This is a genomic window from Lysinibacillus phoenicis, assembly GCF_047238325.1.
Taxonomy (GTDB): Bacteria; Bacillota; Bacilli; order Bacillales_A; family Planococcaceae; genus Lysinibacillus; species Lysinibacillus irui.
On the sequence record NZ_JBDFMP010000002.1, the window covers coordinates 623348 to 638972 of the forward strand.

Here is a 15625-nt window from a genome sequence, read left to right on the forward strand (position 1 = left end):
AGGAGTGTTTCAAATGATCGATTCATTTGACTATAAATCGTGGAAGGAAGAGCTGTGGAATGCCATTACACACGGTATTGGTTTCATTGCCAGTATTCCGGCACTAGTTGTCTTACTGTTAGCAGCCATTCAAACAGGAAATGCCCTACATATTACCACTTTTAGTATTTTTGGTGCGTCTGTTATCATCCTGTTTTTAATGTCTACATTGCTACACAGTATGCCAGAAAAATATAAACACTTTTTCGCTATTTTAGACCACTCGTCCATTTATATTTTAATTGCTGGCACTTATACGCCGTTTTTATTAATTGCCGTTGGTGGCACTTTAGGTTTGACTTTACTATGCATTATTTGGACACTGGCTGTGCTAGGTGTACTTTTTAAATGTTTCTTTATTAATCGCTTTGAAGTTCTTTCACTGATTTTTTATATCGGTATGGGTTGGTTAATTATTTTCGCCATTAAGCCTGTTTATCTTTTCTTAGGATTTTATGGCTTTGCCTTATTGCTAGCAGGTGGGCTTTTTTATACAATTGGTGCTATCTTTTATGCATGGCGCTCACTGCCTTACAACCACGCCATTTGGCATCTCTTTGTATTAGCTGGTTGTGCCTCTATGTATGCGTGTGTATATTTTTATCTATAATAAAAGCAATCGCTCCGATCACAATGAGCGATTGCTTTTTCATTTACTTACGTTCAAAAATTTGATATTGGAATGTATAGCCTTCTGGTGCTGTTTCTGGCTCTTCTGAAGATACATGAACAAAATCCTGCTCATAGCTTGGGAAATAGGTATCTCCCTGGAAGGAATGATTGATTTTTGTAATGTATAAACGATCAGCCTTCTCCATGACTAAACGAAAAATTTGTTCGCCACCAATTATCATAATCTCAGGTACATCTCCAGCTAGTGCTAATGCTTCCTCCAAGCTTGTCACGACTTCAATACCATCGGCATGATAGTTTTTATCACGCGTAATAACAATATTGCGACGTCCAGGAAGCGGTCGACCAATGGATTCGAATGTTTTTCGTCCCATAATCATCGGCTTGCCCATTGTTTTCTGTTTAAAATACTGCAAATCTCCTGGCAAATGCCAAGGCATGCCGTTGTTATACCCGATGACGTGGTTGTCATCATGTGCCACAATTAAAGAAATCATACTGTCCCTCCAAATACGTTCATCTCTTTTATTATAAACACATTTCGCTTGTTTCACCTTATTTCTAAAAGAATTTTCTTTTTCTACACCTAAATCCTAGTAAAATTATATGAATAGTTTATAATAGAATTAACAAATGTCACAATAAAGGAATGATAAAGATGACTACATTGCGAAAAGAAGCTGTTCATTATATTGAAGATCAGCATCATGGTACGCCTTATTACAAAGTAACGCCACAGGAAGCAAGAGCAGCGCGTACGGTGACACAGTGGCAATCACCAAAGAAACCACAGCTTGCGTCGATTAAGGATCAAGAAATATCTGTGCGAGATGGAGCGAAAATTACGCTTCGAATTTATACTCCTTTCCACGATCAACCATTACCTGTAATTGTTTATTACCACGGCGGTGGTTGGGTTTACGGCAATTTAGATTCGGCTGATGCGGGCTGTCAGCTATTAGCAGATCGGGCACAGGCTATTGTCGTTTCCGTTGATTATCGTTTAGCACCTGAGTTCCCCTTCCCAATTCCATTGCATGATGCCTATGATAGCTTACTATGGGTGCATGACCATATGGAATCGTTTGGTGGAGATGTTAGTCAATTGACTGTTGCTGGGGATAGTGCTGGCGGTAATTTAGCGACAGTTGTTGCTTACTTAGCTTCTACAATGAGAGGCCCAACATTACAAGCCCAAGTACTTATTTATCCCGTGACAAATGTGAATTTTACTACGGATTCTTATCACTTATATGGTGAAAATTTTGGCTTAGATATCCAAGGCATGAAGTGGTTCTCACAGCATTATACAGATGAATCCAATTTTACAAACCCATTTGTATCTCCGCTCCAGCTAGAGGATGTTCGTAGTATGCCCAAGACAATGATTATTGCGGCCGAGGCAGATGTGCTCTTTGATGAAGGCCAAAGCTATGCGCAAAAACTAAAGGACGCTGGTGTTGCCGTAGAGCATGTCACAATGCCAGGTTTAATTCATAGCTATTTTAGTAAAATGAATTATTTTGAAGATGCAACGATTGAAACGGTGGAAAAAATCGCCCAATTCCTAAAATAAGTTTGGCTATCCCACTCAAACAGTGCGATAATAGAGCAAAACGTTTTTTAAAGGATGACACGATGACACAAACAATTGCTCTACAAATACAACAGCCATTTTCCGATCAATTAAGAAAAGGCTACCCGCTTATTTCAAAGGATGCAGTGAATGCAAAACAGCTGCCTACCGAGCAAGGAACGCTCCTGAAGCTGATGGATCACCATAATCGATTTATTGGCACAGGATACTACGGTATCCAAAATAAAGGGATTGGCTGGGTGCTGACAACAGATGCCAACGAAACGATTGATAAAGCTTTTTTCATAAAAAAATTCAAAAAAGCGATCGACAATCGTGCAGCATTTTTTAACAATGACAACACGACTGCCTTCCGAGTTTTTAATGGTGAAGGAGATGGCATTGGTGGTTTAACAATTGACTTTTTTAATGGGTACTATATGGTGAGTTGGTATAGTGAGGGCATTTATTCATTTAAAGAAATGGTTTATGAGGCGCTTGCTGAAACAGTCAACTACCAAGCCATTTATGAGAAAAAACGCTTTGATAGTAAAGGGCAGTACATGGAACAGGATGATTTTGTCATGGGCACGCCTGGCGAATTTCCCCTTTTGGTGAAGGAAAATGGCATGACCTATGCGGTTCATTTAAATGATGGTGCGATGACGGGGATTTTCCTTGATCAACGTGAGGTACGATTGGCTATACGTGAGCGTTATGCAAACAGCACCAACATGCTCAATACGTTCTCCTATACAGGGGCATTTTCTGTGGCAGCTGCCCTCGGAGGCGCTAATAAAACAACGAGTGTGGACGTAGCTAAACGCAGTCTAGCTAAAACGATTGAGCAATTTAGTGTCAATGACATTGATTATGAAGCACAGGATATAAAAGTGATGGATGTCTTTCATTATTTTAAATATGCGCAGCGTCATGCATTACAGTTCGACCTTGTCGTATTAGACCCACCTAGCTTTGCACGTACGAAGCAAATGACGTTTTCAACGGCGAAGGACTACCCTAAATTACTGAAGGACACGATTGCGATTACGGCCAAAAACGGTATCATTGTTGCTTCTACCAATAATGCAAGCTTTGGTATGAAAAAGTTTAAAAGCTTTATTGACCAAGCCTTTAAAGAGACTCGTACACGCTATAAAATTGTCGAGGAATACGGTTTACCGAAGGATTTCCGTGTGCCTCGGGAATACCCTGAATTTAATTACTTGAAGGTCGTATTCATTCAAAAGATCGACTAACTAGGAGGGAATCACACTTTGCTGTGATTCTTTTTTTATGTAAAAAAGTGGCCTAAGAAAGTTCTTAAGCCACGAATAAAACCTTATAAATACTTCACAAACCAATCGCGAATATATTCGAGTCGATTAATTCGTAACGTTGGTTTTCCGCTTCGAGATAGCTCATGATTAGCCTCAGGGAAACGCACGAATTTTGTTTCTTTTTTACGATGCTTTAAGGCAATAAATAATTGCTCTGCCTGCTCAATCGGACAGCGATAATCTTTTTCACCATGTAAAATCAATAAAGGTGTCTCCACATTATCTACATATTTCAGTGGAGAATGATGCCATAGCTTCTCTATATCGTCAAAGCCCGCTTGAATTTGCCAGTCTGTAAAGTAATAGCCAATATCACTAACACCATAGAAGCTAATCCAGTTCGAAATGGAACGCTGTGTCACGGCAGCTTTAAAGCGGTTCGTATGGCCAACAATCCAGTTGGTCATAAAGCCTCCATAGCTTCCCCCTGTTACACCAAGACGGTCTTGGTCAATAAAATCATAGTGCTCCAACGTGTAGTCTACGGCAGCCATCAGATCCTGATAATCATTACCACCATAATCACCTCGTACTGCATCGACAAATGTTTGTCCATAGCCATGACTACCACGTGGGTTCGTATAAAGCACAGCAAAGCCTTGAGCAGCTAAGATTTGGAACTCATTAAAATAGGTGTTGGCATACATGGCATGTGGCCCACCATGAATTTCAAGAACGAGAGGATATTTATTCCCAGCTTCATAGCCAACTGGCTTCATAATCCAGCCGTTAACCTTCCAGCCCTCTGCTCCTTCGAATTCAATGGCTTCTGGTACCGATAAGGTTCTCGTCTTTAAAAATTCTTCATTGATGGATGTTAGCTGTTCTCTGTCACCTGTTTGCAAGTTGATGTAAAATAAATCGCCAGGATTTGTTGTTGTGCTAATAGCAACAACTGCTTTATCCTGTTGAGCATCAAGTGAGAAACCATAGACATATTGATCATCGTGAATAGCTGGGTAGATTTCGCCCTCTATATTACCGAAATAAATCGCCGCATTGCCATGATCTGTTACTTGGAAGTAGAAGCTTTTGTTATCGTTCAGCCATTGAACACGTGGTGTCACTACACCTTGTAGGAAATCTCCAATAGCAAAATCCCCAATCGGTGCATCAAATTCACCTGTGATACATGTCGGCACATTGTCTTGCAAATCATACACCCATAGCTTAGCTTGCGTAGCATTTTCAAATTCTCTTTCACTTCCTACATAGGAAATAAAGCGACTATTCGGTGACCATGAAGTTTGATAATACATGCCTGTTCCTTGCGTAAGCTGGCGCGTCTCTTTTGTCTCTACATTTAATAAGAAAATATCGATATTAAATGAGAAATCTAAATCCTCCGCTTTATCTGCTAAATACGTAAGATATTGTCCATTTGGCGACCATGTATCAAGATGGAAATGTTCATTTCCTTCCGTCACTTGCTCAAGCTCACCCGATTCCAAATCGACGATGGCAATGTGGGTAAACTGCTCCAAATCCAAGAACCCACCTGCATCTGATTTATGTTTCATCTTGTCTATTTCGAGAGGCTTTACTTCTTTCTCTTCTTTCTTTTCATCCTCCACCTTGTCTAAGATAGATTCATCCTTCCCTAGCTTAACAGAAAAGGCAATTTTCTTTCCGCACGGTGACCATACAGGAGATGACGCACCATTTTTACAATGTGTCACTTGTTTTGCCTCACCCCCCGCTTTTGACAAAACATAAATTTGGGGCTGCCCCGTTCTCGTTGACAAAAAGGCAATTTGACTGCCATCCGGAGACCAAACAGGAGAACTTGTTCTATCCTCTCCAAATGTCCATTGCTTTGGCGTTCTATCCTTCAAGTGTATGTAAAATAAATTGGATATATAGTCTTTTTTCTTTTCATCAATACGCGTCTCTACATATATTACCTCAGTGCCATCAGGTGATAGCTGGGGATCTGCTACCGATTTTAAGTGATAAAGATCTTCTGGTTGAATTCCTTGTTTCGATGTCATGTTCTTACTCCTTTGGATTTGTAATTTTTATTGCCTTATTACAATACTTCGACACCCTAAGTAATATTCCTGCTATTTAATAGAATCTTTTACTATTTCCCAATATTCAGTGGATTTTGTTCTACGATAAAATTTATAAAAGGGCTCATGAGGACGTGCATACTCCTGATAAAGGCTTATAATTTGTAGCACAAAGCCTTCAATCTGTTCTACCCCTACCCTTTTTGCGAATAATGTGCCAGCCTGTGCCTTTGCCCCCATCGGTATAGCCCCTAAATAAACATCAAAGCTTTCGTTTTGATAAACGAGTCCTATATCATCAAAAGATGGGTTATAGCAGGCAGAGGCACAGCCATTCACGTTAACACGCACTCTCGAAGGGACCTGAATCCTCTCTAACGTATGATAGAGCTGTTCTGTAATATGCACTGCCTCCATTTTTTCACCATCACAAAAATCACATGCCTTCATGACGATACTAGGTCCTGCTGGTGCGATATGTAGACCCGCTTCCTGTAAGGCTTGAACAGCTTGTGCGGCAGCACTCGTCGGGACGGATACTAAAATACTATAAGAAGCCGAATACTTAATTGCCCCCTTTTCTCCAACAATCTCGGCTATTTTTTGAAATTGTGCTGGCGTGTAATGCTTATTAATAATGCCAGGACTGACAGCTAAGCGTGTAAATTCGCCTTGTTGGCTAAGTGTTTCGAAGGTTTGATCTGGTACGTTTTTTTGAAATGCATTCATGGATATCTCTCCTTATGAAAAAGGAGCTAGCAAAAACGCTAGCTCGGATTGTTGTTAGATTAAAAATTTTCAGGATAGAAGCCTTTTGCTAAAATTTCAATCGCCTCTGCTGCTCGAACTCCTTCAGATGCTGCTGATAGCGGAAGAATAACAAAGCGCTCATTTTTAACAGCTTCCATCTCCTTCAATGCGGGATCATTTTTTAAGAATTGAATCTTTTGTTCTGCTGTTGTTTCACCGTAATCAATGACAACCACCACCTCTGGGTTACGGTCTACTGCATCTTCTTTTGATACGGTTGTCCAGCCGGATTCCACATCGCCAAAAATATTTTGACCACCAGCGATGGTCACTAGCTCATTCATAAAGTTTTGACCAGCTGTAAAGATATCCTTTTCACCGCTGTCAAACACTAACACACGTAAATTTTCATCATCTTTCGGTAATTTCGACTGTACGTTTTCTACGTCTTTCGTCATTTGCTCAATTAAGGCTTCTCCACGATCCTCCACCCGGAAAATCTTCGCGATATTGCGAATATCAGTGAAAATATCCTCTAATGTCGGCTTTGTCATATTGGAAGCTGTATGTAAATACGTATGAATCCCTAATGCCTCTAGCTCTTCCGGAGTTCCTACGCCCTTTTCACCAAAGCCACTTTTCCAGCCTGCATATAAGAAATCCGCCTCGGCATCAATTACTTGCTCCTTCGTTGGATATTGATCTGAAAGCACAGGGACCTTATCGTAAGCTTCTTGTAATGGCTCATAGATTGTATCATCTAAGTAAGCTGTTCCTACCATGGAATCCTCTAATCCTAATGCCAGCATGATTTCCGTTACATGCTGATTTAAACTAATCGCTTTTTTTGGTGCTTCCTTGTATGTTTGCGTTGTATCATTATTTTCGATCGTTACTTCTGTTGTTGCTGTCTCGGACGGCTCAACCTTTTCACCCTGTTCTGCAGACTCTTTGTTGTCCGTTGCATTACAAGCGCCTAAAACAGCTACTAAGGCAATGACCATGATGAGCCATAAACTATTCCATTTCTTCATGTCCTAATCTCCTTTGTTATGAATATAGTTTTGAGGGCATAAAAAAACCCTCTTGTCGCCAAGAGAGAAGCATAGTGAAAAAATGGTATGGTCACCTTTATCACTATCCCCATCCTCGTGGTTCTTAGTTAACTGTTCATATTGGCAGGTATCCTGGCTTAGGTTCATCATCTATACGCCTTCCCATAGCTACACTACAGTGGCACGTTGTATAGACTCCCCATTTACAGTTGCGGGACAGCATCGGAATTACACCGATTTCCCTTTTAAGCAAATGACAAATGCCATTTGCACCAATACATTTTATAATGGTTAATACTATTGATAGACTAGCAGAAGAAGATTAATCACGCAATGAGGAACATGGCGTGACATCCATAATCCCCATTATATTAGCACTATTTCGACATAAAGACGAACTATTTTACAAGAAATATTTCTACGAGAATTCTGTTACAATGGGAAGATAGCAATGGATAGAAACGAGGATTGGTTATGTACAAAACAATTGGTGTACTTGCCCATGTCGATGCAGGGAAAACAACATTTTCTGAGCAAGTACTTTTTCATACAAATAGTATTCAAGCCCGAGGCCGTGTCGATCACCAGGATACCTTTCTCGATAATCATGAATTAGAGCGCAAGCGTGGCATCACCATATTTACCGAGCAAGGTCGCATGAACATCGGCGATGATACATACACGTTAATTGATACACCAGGGCATGTCGATTTCTCCCCTGAAATGGAGCGTTCCATTCGAGTCATGGATTACGCCATTATTATTATCAGTGCAGTGGAGGGCGTGCAAGGTCATACAGAAACAGTATGGCAGCTGTTACGTAAATATCATGTCCCAACCTTCTTTTTTATCAATAAAATCGATCGTGAAGGGGCCAACGTAGAGGCAGTCATGAAGCAGCTACGTAAAGATTGCTCACCAGATGTCTTGTTGATCGATGAACCGCTTCGAGCAGATTATCTTTCTAGTAGTATGATGGAATGGCTGGCAGAGCGAGATGAAGAATTACTCGATGCCTTTTTGAATGAATCGTTGGAACATGAACAATGTCTAGCACAGCTAAAGGACATGATTACAAGTGAATGTGCTTTCCCTTGCTTTACAGGCTCGGCCTTAAAGGATGAGGGCATTCAGGAATTTATTGCCCAGCTTCCTTTATTAACCGATACTCATTTTGAACAGGATGCACCGTTTCAGGGAGAGGTTTTTAAAATACGACACGACAGCCACCAGCGTTTAACCTTTATGAAGGCCATGCAGGGGTCCTTACATGTGCGGGATGAATTTACCTTTGGCGAGACAACAGAAAAAATCACAGAAATTCGCCTTTATAATGGCAATCGCTTTGAAACCGTTCAACATGTTGAAGCGGGTGAGATATTTGCTGTTAAAGGGTTAAGTCAGGCAACTATTGGAGACCGCATTGGCAGTACTACACAATCGCAGCCGTACGAGCTCGTCCCAACCTTACAGGCAAAGGTACAATATGAAGGCGACCAACATATTAAAGAAGTGCTACAAATTTTTCGTTTGTTAGAAGCGGAAGAGCCTTCATTGCGTGTTCTCTGGCAGGAAAAATTCCAGGAAATCCACGTGCATATAATGGGCGTTATTCAGCTAGAGGTACTTGTTGAGGTATTACAGAAGCGTTTTTCATTAGTCGTTTCTTTCGGAGAGCCACAAATTTTATACATGGAGACAATTGCGACAACGGTTACAGGCTATGGCCATTTTGAGCCACTCAAGCATTATGCGGAAGTGCATGTATTAATGGAGCCAAATCCACGTGGAACAGGCATAACTTTTAGCAATGCCTGTCATGCGGATGATTTATCAGTAGGTAACCAACGACTTGTTGAAAAGCACTTATTTGAACGGGAGCATCATGGACTACTGACAGGCTTCCCGCTAACCGATGTTCATTTTACGCTGTTGACAGGTCGCGGGCACAATGAACACACATCGGGCGGTGATTTCCGAGAAGCTACTTTCCGAGCGTTACGCCAAGGACTTGAGCAAGCGCAGAATGTCTTACTGGAGCCATACTATCGCTTTAAAATGAAAGCCTCTAATGACTTTATTGGCCGCATGATGACCGACATTCAACAAGCAGCGGGTACATTCGATGACCCAATCTTGACGGAAACAGATGTAGTGCTAACAGGACGTGCGCCCGTTGCCACTTTGATGAGCTATAGCACAACCTTTGCTGCCTATACAAATGGAAAGGGCGCACTAACACTACAGTTTGACGGCTATGATGTGTGCCATAACCCCGAGGAAGTCATTGCACAAATTGGCTACGATAAAAATGCCGACCCTGAATATAGTTCCTCTAGCATCTTTTGCGCGAAAGGCAAAGGCTACACCGTCCCTTGGCAAGAAGCACAAGCCGCCATGCATTGCCAATAATATCGGGATTGGGTGGCACCGCTCGCGTGGGGATTTGCTCTTGGCGGCAGGGATTCTTCCTTCCGCGGGTATTCCTAGCTCTAGCGCGGGTGTTTGCTCCTTTCGCGGGTATTCTTCGCTCTAGTGCGGGTATTCCTTACTCTTGCGCGGGTGTTTCCTCTCCTTCCGCGGGTATTCTTCGCTCAAACGCGGGTGTTTCCTCTCCTTTCGCGGGTATTCTTCGCTCTTGCGCGGGTGTTTCCTCTCCTTCCGCGGGTATTCCTCGCTCTTGCGCGGGTATTTCCTCTCCTTCCGCGGGTATTCTTCGCTCTTGCGCGGGTGTTTACCTCTTTCGCGGGTATTCTTCGCTCTTGCGCGGGTGTTTCCTCTCCTTCCGCGGGTATTCCTCGCTCTTGCGCGGGTATTCCTCGCTCTAGCGCGGGTGTTTACCTCTTTCGCGGGTATTCCTCGCTCTTGCGCGGGTATTTCCTCCCCTTCCGCGGGTATTCTTCGCTCAAACGCGGGTGTTTCCTCTCCTTTCGCGGGTATTCTTCACTCAAGCAGCGATATTCTTTAATTAAAATAAGCCCTCCGTTGGTTGGAGGGCTTATATTTATAGGGCACCGACTGCTTTTTTTGTTGGCTTGTGCACGAAATATGCTGGTTGGACGATTACATAGTCATGCGAGTTTGTGAAATCAATTAACACTTTGCCTGGATGACTTTTGATAAGTTGTAAATGATCAATTAATTTCAGCAAAAGCTCATGGCCGTTACCGCGCGGATGCCAGTTGAAATGATCATTATTTAATTCTTGTACCGCTTCAATGAACTGGGCATATTCCTGCTGTACAAATGCGATGAGTTTGTCGTGCTGTGGTGCTAAATCCTGTATATACGTTTCATAAAAACGCATCACAATCGAGCATAGTAAATCATTCACTCGTGCAGCACTTAAAATAGGCTTTGGCTCGAATGTCAGCCGTTCAAGATTAGGCTTTGCTCGTGTTGAATCAATACGAGTTATGAAATGGTACGGCTCCCCATTCACCTCATAGACAATTGGATTGGACGGCATATACATCATAAAGCTATTGGTCTTCGTTTTCAGTTGATCCGTTACCGATGCCTTCGCAAAAAGATGACCATTGACCTCCCCATTTTGGATCCAAATAATATCTTTATTATATAAAATTTGCTCAAAGAAACGATCATTGCGAATGAGCTTCGTTGCTAATAATTGATCGATCAGTGATTCAACCGCCATTCTCGTTTTCGCTTTCTTGGCTGTTTCTGTGCGTGGTTGCTTACAAATGTTCATTTCTACATACATCATACGTGCATCCCCTTTGCGTACATTTTTTCAAAACAAAAAAGGACTTCCTATTCTTTGAGGAAATCCTTTACATTAACTTTCTTCATCACACAATGCCAAACAAACCCGAAGTAAATGTGAATGAGCCCGATGATGAACCCCTTCATGAACTTTGGGCGTTTGACGTACTGTGACGAACAGAGCATTCTGTTTTGTCAACATGCCACCTCCTATTCCTCGTAGGTTTATGGTGTGTACTCGTAACAGGCAGGTATCCTGACTCATGATCATCGCTTCTTTTCTCCTTCCCGTCCAAAGACAGTGGATGCTGAAAAGTCGCTCACATTTACAGTTGCGGGACAGTGTCGGATTCTCACCGACTTCCCTTTTAAGCAAATTGCACGCAATTTACACCTATTACTACACGCTATTTAGTTGATAAGGAATTTAGTATTACCCTTATCCCTTATAAATTATTAAACTCAATTGTAAATCTTTGTGAATTAAAAGTCAATTTTCACAACATTTTACAAACTATCATTTACTTACAAAACCTCTATTTCACATACCTGTAACCCTAATCGCACCGGTGTGTTAAGATAAAGGTTCTACTGTTATATAAGTATTGCTATAAAGAGGCATATAAATATTTTTTACATTCCACAATTTTTTAAATTCCTTAATAGTAACTTTACGATTATAGCTATTGTTAGCATCATTACAATTCACCAGTTGCCTTAATGATTCTGAAAGATAGACAAACTGCTCGTCATATCCTACGACAGGGACAAAATGCAAATTATTAAAATCCTTATGTACTTTAATGAAAACAATTACGGGTGTTCCTTTACTTACTTCATACTTTAATGTATCTATTGTTCCTTTAAAATAGCTTGTTTTCAATCCCTTTTTCCTTAACACCGTCCGGATGCCCTTTGGATACACATTACCTGACCTCATTTTACTAGGGAAACTAGAATATAATGCTTCACCATCGGCCTCTATTCCAAAATGTCGCAGCACATACGCTGTTGAAAATCCTGCACATTCCCTGTTATTTTGTATATCGATTCTATTATTTCGTTTAATTAGATAGTTAGCTGGGTATCCTCTTTTTCGTAAAACAGGAACAGGAAATGTCATTAAATATGCATTTATCATAGTTGATATAATAATCCATAAAATAGCTGTTCTAATTATAAACATACTACTCCCCCAATGCTTTGCTGCCAATCACAACAATATTCAAAGCCCTTCTACTTGCATCGTCGTTAGCGCATAATTAAACAATCGAACCCATTAAAGTACATTTATTTACAACCTTCTTTAATTCCAAACGGTATCCATCTACCATTATATCTAGTAATAAAGTAAGCATCGTACCCAAAGCCATATAGTTTCCTCATGATAAAAGCTCCAATTGACTCCTCCTCTTTGGTGATGCTTTTTTATGTAATGAGTTACTAAACTCGATGAAACTGGAAACCGCTAGAGACGGTCATATCCTCTAGCGGTTTTATGTAATAGCTTCTTATTCAACTTACAAAGTTTTGCGTACCCCATTACCACTTCTCATTATGCTTATGAACTTTTCTATAAACGTAATCTGCATTATCAAGTCCCTTCCAATTGCTAACAAAATTCAGAACGAGCATAAAAATTCCGAATAAGGCAAACGCCACCATATAATGACCTAAGAAAAATAACACAAACGCCGCAGCTAATAGGACTATCATTAAAACTATACCAATGACCTGAAATTTGCGCTTCCTCTTTTCATCTATCTGGTTAACCTCCAATCAAAGGAATTATCGTTGTTTACTATTATGGTTTATTTTACCATAGTTTAGTCAGAAATCATCCATTATTCAGAAAAATTCCTTATTGATTTTGATAGGATATTCTTGTTTTTTGTCGAAATAGTTTCATAGACAATTAAATGAGGTGTTGTATGGAATTTATTATAGATCATGAATGTTTTAACAAAACTATTTCGGACGTTACTAAAGCTGTGTCTTTAAAGACACCGTTCCCCATTCTGGCAGGTATTAAGATAATCGCTTTTGATCATTGTTTAGTACTTGTCGGAAGCAATTCTGATATGATCATTGAGAGAGTGATTCCTCTAACGATTGACGGAGTAAAAGTACTGGAGATTTATCAACCTGGTAGTGTTGTGATTTCTGCTAAATTTTTAAGTGGGCTTGTTAAGAAATTGCCTAATAAAATACATATAAACGTGAATGAAAAACAATTCGTAACTATTCAATCTGGCGAAATTGTAACAAATTTAAATGGCTTTTATTCTGAAGAGTACCCAAGTCTTCCTCTATTTGATGAAACCGACTATATTGAAATCCCTAGTGTAGTACTAATGGAAATTATTGAACAAACTGTGTTTGCAGTCGCAAAAAGTGAGTCGAGACCTGTTTTGACAGGAGTAAATATGATATTCAAAGAGAATCAATTGACGTGTGTTGCAACGAATTCCCAACGATTAGCTTTAAGAAAATATGCAATAGAATCAAGCATAAATGGCTCATTTACCGTTCCAGGAACAAGCCTAAGTGAGCTGATGAAACTCATAAATAACGAATCGGGTGTAATACAATTATTTGTAATAGACAACTATATGATATTTAAATCTACTACTACCTTACTTTATACAAGATTAATAGCTGGAACTTATCCCAATGTTTTTGAACTCTTACCAAATCATTCGAAGACAATCATTCCGCTTAACAGGAAACAACTATTAAAGGGTATTGATAGAGCTTGCCTTTTTGCAAACGAATGGAAAAATAACAATGTCAATTTAGAAATTATCGATGGGAGTAAAATAAAAATTTCCTCCAACTCCTCCGAAATAGGAAAAATAGAAGAAACCCAACCTATCAAAGCGATTAACGGTGATCGTGACCTACGTATTTCATTGGATGGCAGTTTTTTAATGGATGCTTTAAAGGTAATAAAAGATGAAGAGATTAAAGTAAGTTTTGGTGGTACAATGAGACCCATCTTCATTGAACCGGTTGATCATTCCTCTTCCCTTCACCTTATTTCACCAGTACGTTCGTATTATTAGAAGACTAGGCGTTTACCCGCCTAGTATCTCTTATAAATTGATAACTACTCAAAATCCTTCCACGTATAATCTAACGATAAGATACCTATATGATTTGCTATTGCTGAAGTATCCATCGTTTTAGTTGCGACTGCTGGTTTTCGAAAACAAACTAGCTCCTTGTAATAGCCAAACATTCTACAAATTTCAGGTCGTACGGCATGGATGCCACATCGATCCTTTTGTATATCGTAAAAAATACATGTACCCTCAAATCGTTGTTGGTTTTTAAGCTCTAAACGCATTTTGCTAGGCATCGATTTGAGCTTCTTTTTTATGTTCTTTAATTCCTTCTCTGTGATTGGAACTGGACCACAGCATAACCCCTTACACCCTTCACATGGTAAGTTTTCCATCTTCATTCCCCTTTCATTGCACAACAAAAAAAGCCTCGCATACATGCGGGCTTTAGACGATGTGTTTTGTAAATGTTACTCTTATTATACCATACATTAGGTTACTAGAACATACTGAGCTAAGACACTTTGTACTTTATAAATATTTGTCGCCTTGTTGAAGTTTTTTTGAATCGGTAACGAACTGCCTGATACCCATATTTTGAGCTCTGCATCTAAATCAAATGTGCCGGCTGTTTCCACTGAAAAATGCACAATATTTTTATAGGGAATGGAATGGTACTCGGTTTTTTTACCCGTCACCCCCTGCTTATCAATGAGGATTAATCGTTTATCGGTAAAAATAAACGTATCTCTTATAATTTTATAGGCATTTTTGATTGTTTCATGTGGAATTAATAAATCCTTTACTTCCTGCTGTAATTTATCTAAATCGACCTCACTTGCATTGCCGATTAACCCATCAAATAATCCCATGATCTTCTCCTCTCACTTCCGTTTATTTAATGTATTACAAAGATACAAGGGCTACGACAAGAAAATGATGGTATTATTTAGTTTATAGGAGGTGAGGAGTTGCGTGTAATGATGGTTGCTTTTTTCGCCGTTTTCCTCTTTGGCTGTAATGAAGAGAGGCTACCAGGTGGCAGTTAACTAAGGTCAGCCTCTCAATTGGAGCTGAATTTGGTCAAATAAATACTGATTTTATGGTTATATATGAGGATGAGGAATCACTTGATTTATTCCAACATGCCATTTCTACAGCCGTCAAAAACGAAGGCGGTGTGGATATGGCTTCACCTGAATATGATTTGCAAGTAGTGGATACTGCTGGCAACAAATATGGCTATCATCTTTGGCTAGGTGAGAATGGACAAAGCAGTGTGCTCATGAATACGAAAGACACACATACGATCTACACAATCTCAAAGGATTATACCGAGGCACTCATAGCCCTTGTTCGGCAATAAAAAAACACTTCCGTTTATTTAGGGCTACGACAAGAAATGATGGTTTAATTTAGACTAAAGGGC

The 15625-nt window shown here is 40.0% G+C and carries 15 protein-coding genes and 2 riboswitches; of the genes, 6 read left to right on the forward strand and 9 right to left on the reverse strand.

Annotated features, from left to right (window positions below):
- The first annotated feature begins 13 nt into the window (after positions 1 to 13).
- The gene (trhA, locus tag ABC382_RS04380; RefSeq protein ID WP_274797077.1) at positions 14 to 649 is read left to right on the forward strand and encodes a PAQR family membrane homeostasis protein TrhA; all 636 of its coding nucleotides are present in this window, start codon (positions 14 to 16) and stop codon (positions 647 to 649) included.
- 43 nt (positions 650 to 692) lie between these two features.
- Here the strand turns inward: trhA and folA are convergent, their stop codons facing one another.
- Complete coding sequence (folA, locus tag ABC382_RS04385; RefSeq protein ID WP_412926620.1) at positions 693 to 1169, reverse strand: type 3 dihydrofolate reductase; 477 nt, start codon at positions 1167 to 1169, stop codon at positions 693 to 695.
- Between the two features lie 161 nt (positions 1170 to 1330).
- Here folA and ABC382_RS04390 point away from each other — a divergent pair, with 161 nt between their 5' ends.
- A complete protein-coding gene (locus ABC382_RS04390; protein ID WP_412926621.1) occupies positions 1331 to 2248 on the forward strand; it encodes an alpha/beta hydrolase in 918 nt (305 codons plus the stop codon).
- A gap of 62 nt (positions 2249 to 2310) precedes the next feature.
- Complete coding sequence (locus ABC382_RS04395; RefSeq protein ID WP_312506853.1) at positions 2311 to 3507, forward strand: class I SAM-dependent rRNA methyltransferase; 1197 nt, start codon at positions 2311 to 2313, stop codon at positions 3505 to 3507.
- 83 nt (positions 3508 to 3590) lie between these two features.
- On the opposite strand, the gene ABC382_RS04400 is transcribed toward ABC382_RS04395, so the two are convergent.
- From ABC382_RS04400 to ABC382_RS04410, 3 genes are all read right to left on the reverse strand, one after another.
- Positions 3591 to 5579, reverse strand: a complete 1989-nt coding sequence (locus tag ABC382_RS04400; RefSeq protein WP_412926622.1) for a S9 family peptidase — start codon at positions 5577 to 5579, stop codon at positions 3591 to 3593.
- Positions 5580 to 5651: 72 nt separating this feature from the next.
- Positions 5652 to 6329, reverse strand: a complete 678-nt coding sequence (locus tag ABC382_RS04405; RefSeq protein WP_412926623.1) for a precorrin-3B methylase — start codon at positions 6327 to 6329, stop codon at positions 5652 to 5654.
- A gap of 59 nt (positions 6330 to 6388) precedes the next feature.
- Positions 6389 to 7384, reverse strand: coding sequence for an ABC transporter substrate-binding protein (locus ABC382_RS04410; RefSeq protein WP_274797068.1), 996 nt, complete (start codon positions 7382 to 7384; stop codon positions 6389 to 6391).
- A 126-nt stretch (positions 7385 to 7510) separates the two neighbouring features.
- Positions 7511 to 7697, reverse strand: a riboswitch (cobalamin riboswitch).
- Positions 7698 to 7879: 182 nt separating this feature from the next.
- Here ABC382_RS04410 and ABC382_RS04415 point away from each other — a divergent pair.
- A complete protein-coding gene (locus ABC382_RS04415; protein WP_412926624.1) occupies positions 7880 to 9817 on the forward strand; it encodes a GTP-binding protein in 1938 nt (645 codons plus the stop codon).
- A 592-nt stretch (positions 9818 to 10409) separates the two neighbouring features.
- On the opposite strand, the gene ABC382_RS04420 is transcribed toward ABC382_RS04415, so the two are convergent.
- The 3 genes from ABC382_RS04420 to ABC382_RS04430 form a co-directional block, all read right to left on the reverse strand.
- Positions 10410 to 11132 (reverse strand): hypothetical protein, encoded by a 723-nt coding sequence (locus tag ABC382_RS04420; protein ID WP_322610898.1) that lies wholly within the window; start codon positions 11130 to 11132, stop codon positions 10410 to 10412.
- Between the two features lie 72 nt (positions 11133 to 11204).
- Positions 11205 to 11330 carry a hypothetical protein gene (locus ABC382_RS04425; protein WP_312506848.1) on the reverse strand — a complete coding sequence of 42 codons (126 nt, stop codon included), beginning with the start codon at positions 11328 to 11330 and terminating at the stop codon, positions 11205 to 11207.
- A 30-nt stretch (positions 11331 to 11360) separates the two neighbouring features.
- A riboswitch (cobalamin riboswitch) is annotated at positions 11361 to 11544 on the reverse strand.
- A gap of 161 nt (positions 11545 to 11705) precedes the next feature.
- A complete protein-coding gene (locus ABC382_RS04430; protein WP_322610899.1) occupies positions 11706 to 12317 on the reverse strand; it encodes a C39 family peptidase in 612 nt (203 codons plus the stop codon).
- 745 nt (positions 12318 to 13062) lie between these two features.
- Here ABC382_RS04430 and dnaN point away from each other — a divergent pair.
- A complete protein-coding gene (gene dnaN / locus ABC382_RS04435; RefSeq protein ID WP_322610900.1) occupies positions 13063 to 14196 on the forward strand; it encodes a DNA polymerase III subunit beta in 1134 nt (377 codons plus the stop codon).
- Positions 14197 to 14240: 44 nt separating this feature from the next.
- Here dnaN and ABC382_RS04440 read toward each other — a convergent pair whose 3' ends face one another.
- Both ABC382_RS04440 and ABC382_RS04445 read right to left on the reverse strand, forming a co-directional pair.
- Positions 14241 to 14591, reverse strand: a complete 351-nt coding sequence (locus ABC382_RS04440; RefSeq protein ID WP_322610901.1) for a YkgJ family cysteine cluster protein — start codon at positions 14589 to 14591, stop codon at positions 14241 to 14243.
- Between the two features lie 96 nt (positions 14592 to 14687).
- Positions 14688 to 15068, reverse strand: coding sequence for a PH domain-containing protein (locus tag ABC382_RS04445; RefSeq protein ID WP_322610902.1), 381 nt, complete (start codon positions 15066 to 15068; stop codon positions 14688 to 14690).
- A 230-nt stretch (positions 15069 to 15298) separates the two neighbouring features.
- Here ABC382_RS04445 and ABC382_RS04450 point away from each other — a divergent pair, with 230 nt between their 5' ends.
- Positions 15299 to 15562 carry a YhfM domain-containing protein gene (locus ABC382_RS04450; RefSeq protein ID WP_322610903.1) on the forward strand — a complete coding sequence of 88 codons (264 nt, stop codon included), beginning with the start codon at positions 15299 to 15301 and terminating at the stop codon, positions 15560 to 15562.
- Positions 15563 to 15625 lie beyond the last annotated feature (63 nt).

Bases quoted from the DNA above. Each gene is read 5' to 3' on its own strand.
- trhA (WP_274797077.1), top strand. From the start codon at position 14: ATGATCGATTCATTTGACTATAAATCGTGGAAGGAAGAGCTGTGGAAT.
- folA (WP_412926620.1), bottom strand. From the start codon at position 1,169: ATGATTTCTTTAATTGTGGCACATGATGACAACCACGTCATCGGGTAT.
- ABC382_RS04390 (WP_412926621.1), top strand. From the start codon at position 1,331: ATGACTACATTGCGAAAAGAAGCTGTTCATTATATTGAAGATCAGCAT.
- ABC382_RS04395 (WP_312506853.1), top strand. From the start codon at position 2,311: ATGACACAAACAATTGCTCTACAAATACAACAGCCATTTTCCGATCAA.
- ABC382_RS04400 (WP_412926622.1), bottom strand. From the start codon at position 5,579: ATGACATCGAAACAAGGAATTCAACCAGAAGATCTTTATCACTTAAAA.
- ABC382_RS04405 (WP_412926623.1), bottom strand. From the start codon at position 6,329: ATGAATGCATTTCAAAAAAACGTACCAGATCAAACCTTCGAAACACTT.
- ABC382_RS04410 (WP_274797068.1), bottom strand. From the start codon at position 7,384: ATGAAGAAATGGAATAGTTTATGGCTCATCATGGTCATTGCCTTAGTA.
- ABC382_RS04415 (WP_412926624.1), top strand. From the start codon at position 7,880: ATGTACAAAACAATTGGTGTACTTGCCCATGTCGATGCAGGGAAAACA.
- ABC382_RS04420 (WP_322610898.1), bottom strand. From the start codon at position 11,132: ATGATGTATGTAGAAATGAACATTTGTAAGCAACCACGCACAGAAACA.
- ABC382_RS04430 (WP_322610899.1), bottom strand. From the start codon at position 12,317: ATGTTTATAATTAGAACAGCTATTTTATGGATTATTATATCAACTATG.
- dnaN (WP_322610900.1), top strand. From the start codon at position 13,063: ATGGAATTTATTATAGATCATGAATGTTTTAACAAAACTATTTCGGAC.
- ABC382_RS04440 (WP_322610901.1), bottom strand. From the start codon at position 14,591: ATGGAAAACTTACCATGTGAAGGGTGTAAGGGGTTATGCTGTGGTCCA.
- ABC382_RS04445 (WP_322610902.1), bottom strand. From the start codon at position 15,068: ATGGGATTATTTGATGGGTTAATCGGCAATGCAAGTGAGGTCGATTTA.
- ABC382_RS04450 (WP_322610903.1), top strand. From the start codon at position 15,299: ATGGTTATATATGAGGATGAGGAATCACTTGATTTATTCCAACATGCC.